This is a genomic window from Streptacidiphilus carbonis, from assembly GCF_000787775.1.
Classification (GTDB): Bacteria; Actinomycetota; Actinomycetes; order Streptomycetales; family Streptomycetaceae; genus Streptacidiphilus; species Streptacidiphilus carbonis.
Map to the genome: position 1 here is coordinate 16,171 of NZ_BBPM01000088.1, position 6,676 is coordinate 22,846.

Sequence of the window (6,676 nt, forward strand, 5' to 3'; positions counted from 1 at the left end):
GCGGCGAAATATCCCTTCCCTCCGCTCTACGACGAGCCTGACCTAACGTCAACCCGCGCTACCGCCGGGTTTAACGAACTACCGGTACCCCCGCGTCGACCACTGCACATACCAACTCGGCGCCTGACCAACGATCTCACTCAGACCCTGTTTTCGTTCCGATCTTGCGTGGTGTTGGTCGAACAGGGGTCTCGTTCGGGTGATCGCGGCGGGTGCCGGGCATGAAAGCAGGGCCTCTTGGTGGTTCGTTAGGTGTCTACGCCAACAAGCGATCCAGGAGGCCCTGCTGTCGCAGTCTTTCGCCCTGGCTGCGGCCGGGGTCCACTTCGTTCACTCCGTCGTGTGACTGTCTCGCGCACCGGTTCGGGAACGCCGCGGACAACGGCACGCGCGAGCGGCGCTATCCCACCGACATGACGGACGCGCAGTGGGCCGCGGTCCGCCTGCTGATGCCGGTGCCGGGCTGGCTGCAGGGACGCGGAGGCCAGCCCGGGAGGCGTACTGCCACCGGGCGCTGTTGGACGCGGTCCACTACCTGGTCGGCGAAAGACTGCGACAACAGGGCCTCCTGGATCGCTTGTTGGCGTAGACACCTAACGAACCACCAAGAGGCCCTGCTTGATTGCCCGGCATCCGCCGCGATCACCCGAACGAGACCCCTGTTCGACCAACACCACTCAAGATCGGAACGAAAACAGGGTCTAAGGATCACCGGCTCGCGGTGCCATGGGTGGTACCGCAGGCTTGCTCAAGAGGCGGTGATCGCAATGGAGTTGGCGCACATGACGCTGTTGGTGAAGCCGTCGATGTGGAGGTACTCGAGCAGTTTTAGGGGGTTGTATTTGAAGTACGTGCAGGTTCCGAAGTTAGCGCGCCCATCGCTGGTCTGGATCCAGCCGTAGTTGTTGTAGGTGGAGATGTACGTCACGTACCACCCGATCCAGCCGGTCGTGCCGGTGTAGCCGAACGCAGTGCAGTTCCCTGCCGAATTCCACACCTCCACGCCCCATCCCCCTGTGCAAGGCTCCGAATAGATGTCCGGGCTGACACGGGCCCGCGCCGGGGCCAAGGTGGCGTGCCACCCCTTGGGCAGCTTCGTGTTCAAGGCCGCGACGTCGGCTGCCGTGTACTCAACGACAGTCGGTGCGACTGCGGCCGAGGACGTGACCTTCGAGGATGCGGGGGCAGCAGTAGCACTGCCCGCCGCGCCGAGCGTGCTCGCTGCGAGCGCCGCGGCGACGATCGCCAAACGCTTCGATCTCTGCATGGTGGATTCCCTCCAAGACCCTGAATTCGATGTCTGCCGAGTGGGCACGGGTCGTCCTCCGCGCCCAGGTGAAGCGCCGCGCTCACGGTGTCGGCCGCTCGACCGCGGGCCTGCCCGGCACGTCGCTCCCGCCTGAGAGCGCTTGTCTTGATTCCAGCACCGCTGAACCGCGAGGTCCCGTTTTCCGTACGAATCCGTACACTCGTCAGGCCTGCACTAGTGTGCTGCGCCGGAAAAGGATGATCTAAGTCTGTATGCTGTTTTTATGTCGCGTCGGGGTCCTCGTGCTGTCGAAGTCGTGCTGTCCGCCGGGGAGCGCGCAGAGTTGGTGCGCTGGGCGGGTGGTGAGGTGTCGGCCCGTGTGGCGGAGCGGGCACGGATCATTCTGGCCTGTGCGGACGGGGCGTCAAATACCGGTGCGGCAGCGGACTGCGGAGTGTCCGTGGAGACGGTGCGCACGTGGCGTTCGCGGTTCGTGGCCCGACGGTTGGCGGGTCTGCGGGATCAGCCGCGGCCGGGCCGGCGCATGCCGGACCTAGTGCTCAGTGATGCCGAGCGCGCGGAGTTGACGCGCTGGACGCGGCGGGCGAAGACCGCGCAGTTCCTGGCACTGCGGGCGAGGATCTTGCTGCGGTGCGCCGAGGGCGGGACGAACAAGCAGGTTGCCACGGATCTGGGCATCGCCCACGCGACGGTGAACCGCTGGCGCTCACGCTTCGTTGCCCTGCGTCTGGACGGGCTGACGGATGAACCGCGGCCCGGCCGGCCGCCCTCGATCCTCCTGGACCGGGTCGAGGACATCGTGGTGGCGACGTTGGAGTCCACTCCGGGCAGGGATACGCACTGGTCGCGGGCCTCGATGGCCCAGCACTCGGGCCTGTCGAAGTCCACCATCGGGCGGATCTGGAAGAAGTTCGATCTCAAGCCGCACCTCCAGGACGCCTTCAAGCTCTCGGTGCAGGCCGTATCTCTAGGGCTTGACGTTCTCGCAGGTCGGGGCAGGTACTGAATCCGACCGCCATCTGGCCGCCGGGCCGTGCCTGGCCGATCAAGACGGGAGCCACGATAGAGGGGCGGTGCCCCGCCGGACACAAGACGCGTCAACTTGCCCATGCTGATGCCATTTTGGGAAGTCGGGCTTCACTGGATTGCTGGAGTCTTGGCGCACATCGCCGCCTCTCTGACCTGGGCGTTTCTCTATGCCTAGAGAAACGCCTCATCAGGCCCCTCGGGTGCCTTTCCGCAGGTCAGGGGACCTATCGTTGCTCTAGGCGCGGCGAATTGCGCGGAACGCAGGTGTGCGTTTCCCGTTGTTTTGCGCCGCTTGGGCCGGCCTTGCGCGAAGCAGCACGACCAGGCTGCCCGGTCGGTCGGGTTGAGTCCCGTTGCTTGCACGATTTCGCACACCCCGCGCTAGTCTCGGGTTGGAAGGGGCACGACTTCGCGGGGGGCGTCGTGGGTGAGCAGCGCGGGACCGTTCCGGATCCGGACGGGACCCAGGATCTGGCCGAGTTCGTGGGTCTGTTGGGTGAGTTGCGGGCGTGGGCAGGGATGCCCTCGTACCGGGTGCTGGCCAAGCGAGTCGGGGCGCTGATACGGCCGCCTCGGGCGGTCCCACCGTCCACGCTCGTAAACGCCTTCAAGACCGGGCGCCGGCGCCTGGACCTGGATCTGTTGATCGCGATCGTCCGGGCACTGGGATTGGACGAGGCCGAGGTAGCGCAATGGCGCCAGGCGTACCTGCGCATTCAGATGGAGGCGATGGCCGGCGGCCCAGCGGGGGTGTTTCGGCAGCTCCCCGGCGATCTCCTCCTCTTCACGGGCCGTGAAGAGGAGCTTCGAGCCCTTTTCGCAGCGGTCGGCGAGGGTTCGGGGTCGGCACGGACGGTGGTGGTCTCGGCGATCGAGGGCATGGCAGGCATCGGGAAAACCCGCCTCGCCGTCCGCGCGGCACACGAACTGGTACGTGCGGGCCGCTTCAGCGACGTGCAGCTGTTCGTGAACCTGCGCGGTTTTGATCCAGATCACCCTCCGGCAGATCCGGCCGCGGTGCTGGACGCTTTCCTGAGGCAGTTGGGTGTTCCCGCTCAGGCGATCCCGGACAGTCTCGACGACCGCTCGGCGATGTTCCGGAACCGTGTGCACGGCATGGACGCGCTGATCGTGCTGGACAATGCCGCTGACGAGGACCAGGTCAGGGACCTGATACCGGCGAGCCCGTCGTGCCTGGTATTGATCACCAGCCGTCGGAGCCTGACCGGGCTGGCCGACGCCGTCGTGTGCCAGCTCGGAGTGTTCCGCGAGGACGAAGCGCTGGACCTGCTTGCTCGGATCGTCGGCAAGGCCCGGACGATGGCCGAGCCGCAGGCTGCCGCGGCAGTTGTCAGGTTGTGCGGCTACCTGCCGCTTGCCGTGGCGCTGGCAGGCGGCCAACTGCGGAGGCGTTCCACCTGGCGGCTCGCCGACCTCGTCGACCGGCTGGCCTCCGCCGGCCTCGACGCGGTGGAGTCGACCGGCGCCGGCGGCGCAAGCAGGCAAGGCGTCCGAACCCTGTTCAGCCTGTCCGTACGCGTGCTTCCGCAAGCCGCTCAGCGTGTGTTCTGCTGGGCGGCGCTGTTCCCTGGCTCGAGCTTCACCGCCGCGGCCATGGCTGCGGCTGCCGACCTGGCGCCAGAGGAGGCCGAAACCATACTGGAGCGCCTCGTGGACGAGTACCTCCTGGAGCACAATGGCGCTGGGCGGTACGAACTGCATGACCTCCTGCGCCTGTTCGCCATGGAGTTCACCGAAGCGATCGACGGTGGCCCTTCCGGTGACAGCAAGCGGGCCGCAGAACACCGACTAGGTACGTACTACCTGGCGGCTACGGCAGCGGCAATGGATGTGCTGTTTCCAGACGCGAAACATCGACGAATCGAGATGGCTCAGACGGTGACACCAGCGCCGGCGTTCATCGGGACAGCTGAAGCGCATTCCTGGCTTGATGCCGAGCACCGCAATATCATCGGCCTCGCCGTCGTCGGCATAGCCGATCCGGTGCCGATGTCGATCTTGTTGTGGGAGTACCTGAAGAACACGAGCCGACTCGCCGATTCGGTGAAGCTCAACGAGGCGGCACTGGAAACACTCCCCGCGGACGATGCACAACGGCGGGCACAGATCCTCAACCAGCTCGGCATCGCCCGGGAATGCCTGGGCCACTACACCGACTCGCTCAACCATCTCGAAAGGGCCGCGGAGATCTACAGCGAGATCGGCGACCACCGGGGGGTGTCGGTAGCGCTGTCGAACGTAGCAGTCCTCCACTGTGACCACGGCGACATCGCCGCAGCGCTGAAGGCATCCCACCAGGCACTTGCCCTCACCCGACAGCTCGGCGACGGCTGGCTAGAAGGGATCGTTCTGGGGAACACGGGCGGAATCCTCATCCAACTAGGCCGACACGCCGAAGCGATCGACGTGCTGGAAGAGGCAGTCACCATCGCCCAGGAGAACGGCAACAGCAGCGGCCATGCCAGTGCGCTCGGCCACCTGGGCCAGGCCCACCTCTACCGCGGTGATTTCACTCGTGCGCTCACGGTTCTCACCGAAGCACTCGAGTTGTGCCGGACGCACAAGAAGCGCAATAACGAAGGAGAGAACCTTGTACTGATAGGCCGGGCTTACGCCCAGTCCGGAAACCCCGAGCGCGGCCTGGCAACGATCCAGCAAGGTCTCGAGATCGCCAAGGACAACGGTCCTCACTACGAAGCCGCCGCTCTGACAGCGCTCGGCGACACCTATCGGCAAGTCGGCGACACCGAACGCGCAGGCGACCACTATCGAAACGCGCTCGCCATTCTCGACAGGTTTCGCATCCGCCACGACAGTCCGCTCCGCAAGGATCTGGAGGCAGGCATGTCCGCCCTACCGACGACACCCTGACCTTCGAAGGGCTCTCCCACGGATCGCCCCATCAGCCCCCGTCGCGCGCGTACATGTCGCGGCACCGCAGCCCGCGGTGCATCTGCTCCAGCGCACAGAAGACGGCGCACCTCCCTCTCCGACACCTGGTAGCACCGGGCGAGCCTTGGGAGCTTGGGAGGTGCCGGACGATCTCCGCCGGCACGTGGGCAGCGATACAGGGAATGGACCGGCCAGTGCCAACGAGCCCCATGGCCACGCGGCCCGCAAGGCGGGCGGCGAGCACGGTGTAGAAGCGAAGGCGACCTCAGCGTTGCTGACCCACCCCGACGAGCACACCGAGCAGAACAAGCTGCAGCCCAAGGAACTGCGCGAACGCTGCCCAGAACTCGACACAGCGGTAGGGCTGGGCCTGGAGCTGGTGCCGGCGAAGATCGAGGGCGTGCGGTCCAGGGCGCGGCGGCTGGCCGAGCGGGGGTGGCTGAGTGCCGCGAGGCCCCTCAATCGCGGCCAGGAACGCCAACACCAGCATGGCCATGGTGACATGGCGATGCCAGGCGTCGTATGTGCGTTATCCCGTTCGCCCGGCGCGGCGAACTCGCGGTCCCGGACGGCTGAATCGGCCGCGCCGACCGGCATCCGGCGAACGATCTGGACCACGGGGCTGTGCCGTGGCCACAGCAAGGGCCTCCCACCACCCCGTGATCAAGATCTGGCCCTGTAGTACCAGACCCTAATAGATTTCCGGACCCCAGGCGTAAGAGTGGGTGAGGGGGTCGTAGACCTCGACCTGGAGATAGTGCACGCCGTCGGCGTGGTACATGGTGGGTGCGAGGGTGGGGACGCGGTAGAAGCCCGTCTGGGTCCAGCCGCCGGTTGTTTTGTTGGTCTGCCACAGGTCGACCTCACACCCGGGCGCGCCGGTCACCCAACCGTAGGCCCAGTGGGCGCCGGCGGGGTTGATGTAGCCGTGGCAGTTGTCGGTGTAGACGTCTCCGCCGATGCCTTCCGCGAAGGCGTCGCCGGTGGACAGCAGGAGGCCACCGGCTGCGACCGCGCCGATGACGGCGGCTGTGATGCCGCGCCGCTTGAAGACGCCTGACGCGCGGGTTCCCTGGCGTGACTGTGACATGTGCTTCATGTCTCTCCTTGGGACTCATGGTGGTCACGGGCCCAGCGCAGCGGTCGGCGTGGGTCAGAGGGCTGACTACTGGGGGCCGACGTGCGCTGGGCGGCACGACCAGGCTGCTCGGGACGGCCTGATGATGTCGACTTTCCTGCACGAATTCGCACACCCCTCTCATAGACTCGAGCAATGCTCAAGACCTAATAGCAGCGCACGGTGATGGGTGACCCCTACCGGTAGTTCGTTAAACCCGGCGGTAGCGGGGGTTGACGTTAGCCTCGATTTTTCATGACGGTCCGTCGGCGTGCTCGGCGGGCCGTTTCGGCTTGTGCGGGTAGGGCTGGGTAGGACGAGGGCCCGACTGTCGCGTCGGGTCTACG

Annotated in this window: 5 protein-coding genes; 3 read left to right on the plus strand and 2 right to left on the minus strand. The window is 66.1% G+C overall.

What is annotated here, in order from left to right; genetic code table 11:
- Positions 1-748 precede the first annotated feature (748 nt).
- Positions 749-1,267, minus strand: coding sequence for a hypothetical protein (locus TR46_RS35395; RefSeq protein ID WP_042410672.1), 519 nt, complete (start codon positions 1,265-1,267; stop codon positions 749-751).
- A 265-nt stretch (positions 1,268-1,532) separates the two neighbouring features.
- Between TR46_RS35395 and TR46_RS35400 the strand changes: the two genes are divergently transcribed.
- From TR46_RS35400 to TR46_RS43360, 3 genes are all read left to right on the plus strand, one after another.
- A complete protein-coding gene (locus TR46_RS35400) occupies positions 1,533-2,276 on the plus strand; it encodes a helix-turn-helix domain-containing protein (RefSeq protein ID WP_304941315.1) in 744 nt (247 codons plus the stop codon).
- A gap of 446 nt (positions 2,277-2,722) precedes the next feature.
- A complete protein-coding gene (locus TR46_RS35405) occupies positions 2,723-5,191 on the plus strand; it encodes an ATP-binding protein (protein WP_152626891.1) in 2,469 nt (822 codons plus the stop codon).
- Between the two features lie 160 nt (positions 5,192-5,351).
- Complete coding sequence (locus TR46_RS43360) at positions 5,352-5,894, plus strand: hypothetical protein (RefSeq protein WP_152626892.1); 543 nt, start codon at positions 5,352-5,354, stop codon at positions 5,892-5,894.
- 9 nt (positions 5,895-5,903) lie between these two features.
- Here the strand turns inward: TR46_RS43360 and TR46_RS35415 are convergent, their stop codons facing one another.
- Positions 5,904-6,311 (minus strand): hypothetical protein, encoded by a 408-nt coding sequence (locus TR46_RS35415; protein ID WP_201776479.1) that lies wholly within the window; start codon positions 6,309-6,311, stop codon positions 5,904-5,906.
- Between the last annotated feature and the right edge of the window lie 365 nt (positions 6,312-6,676).

Bases quoted from the DNA above. Each gene is read 5' to 3' on its own strand.
- TR46_RS35415 (WP_201776479.1), bottom strand. From the start codon at position 6,311: ATGAAGCACATGTCACAGTCACGCCAGGGAACCCGCGCGTCAGGCGTC.
- TR46_RS35395 (WP_042410672.1), bottom strand. From the start codon at position 1,267: ATGCAGAGATCGAAGCGTTTGGCGATCGTCGCCGCGGCGCTCGCAGCG.
- TR46_RS35400 (WP_304941315.1), top strand. From the start codon at position 1,533: ATGTCGCGTCGGGGTCCTCGTGCTGTCGAAGTCGTGCTGTCCGCCGGG.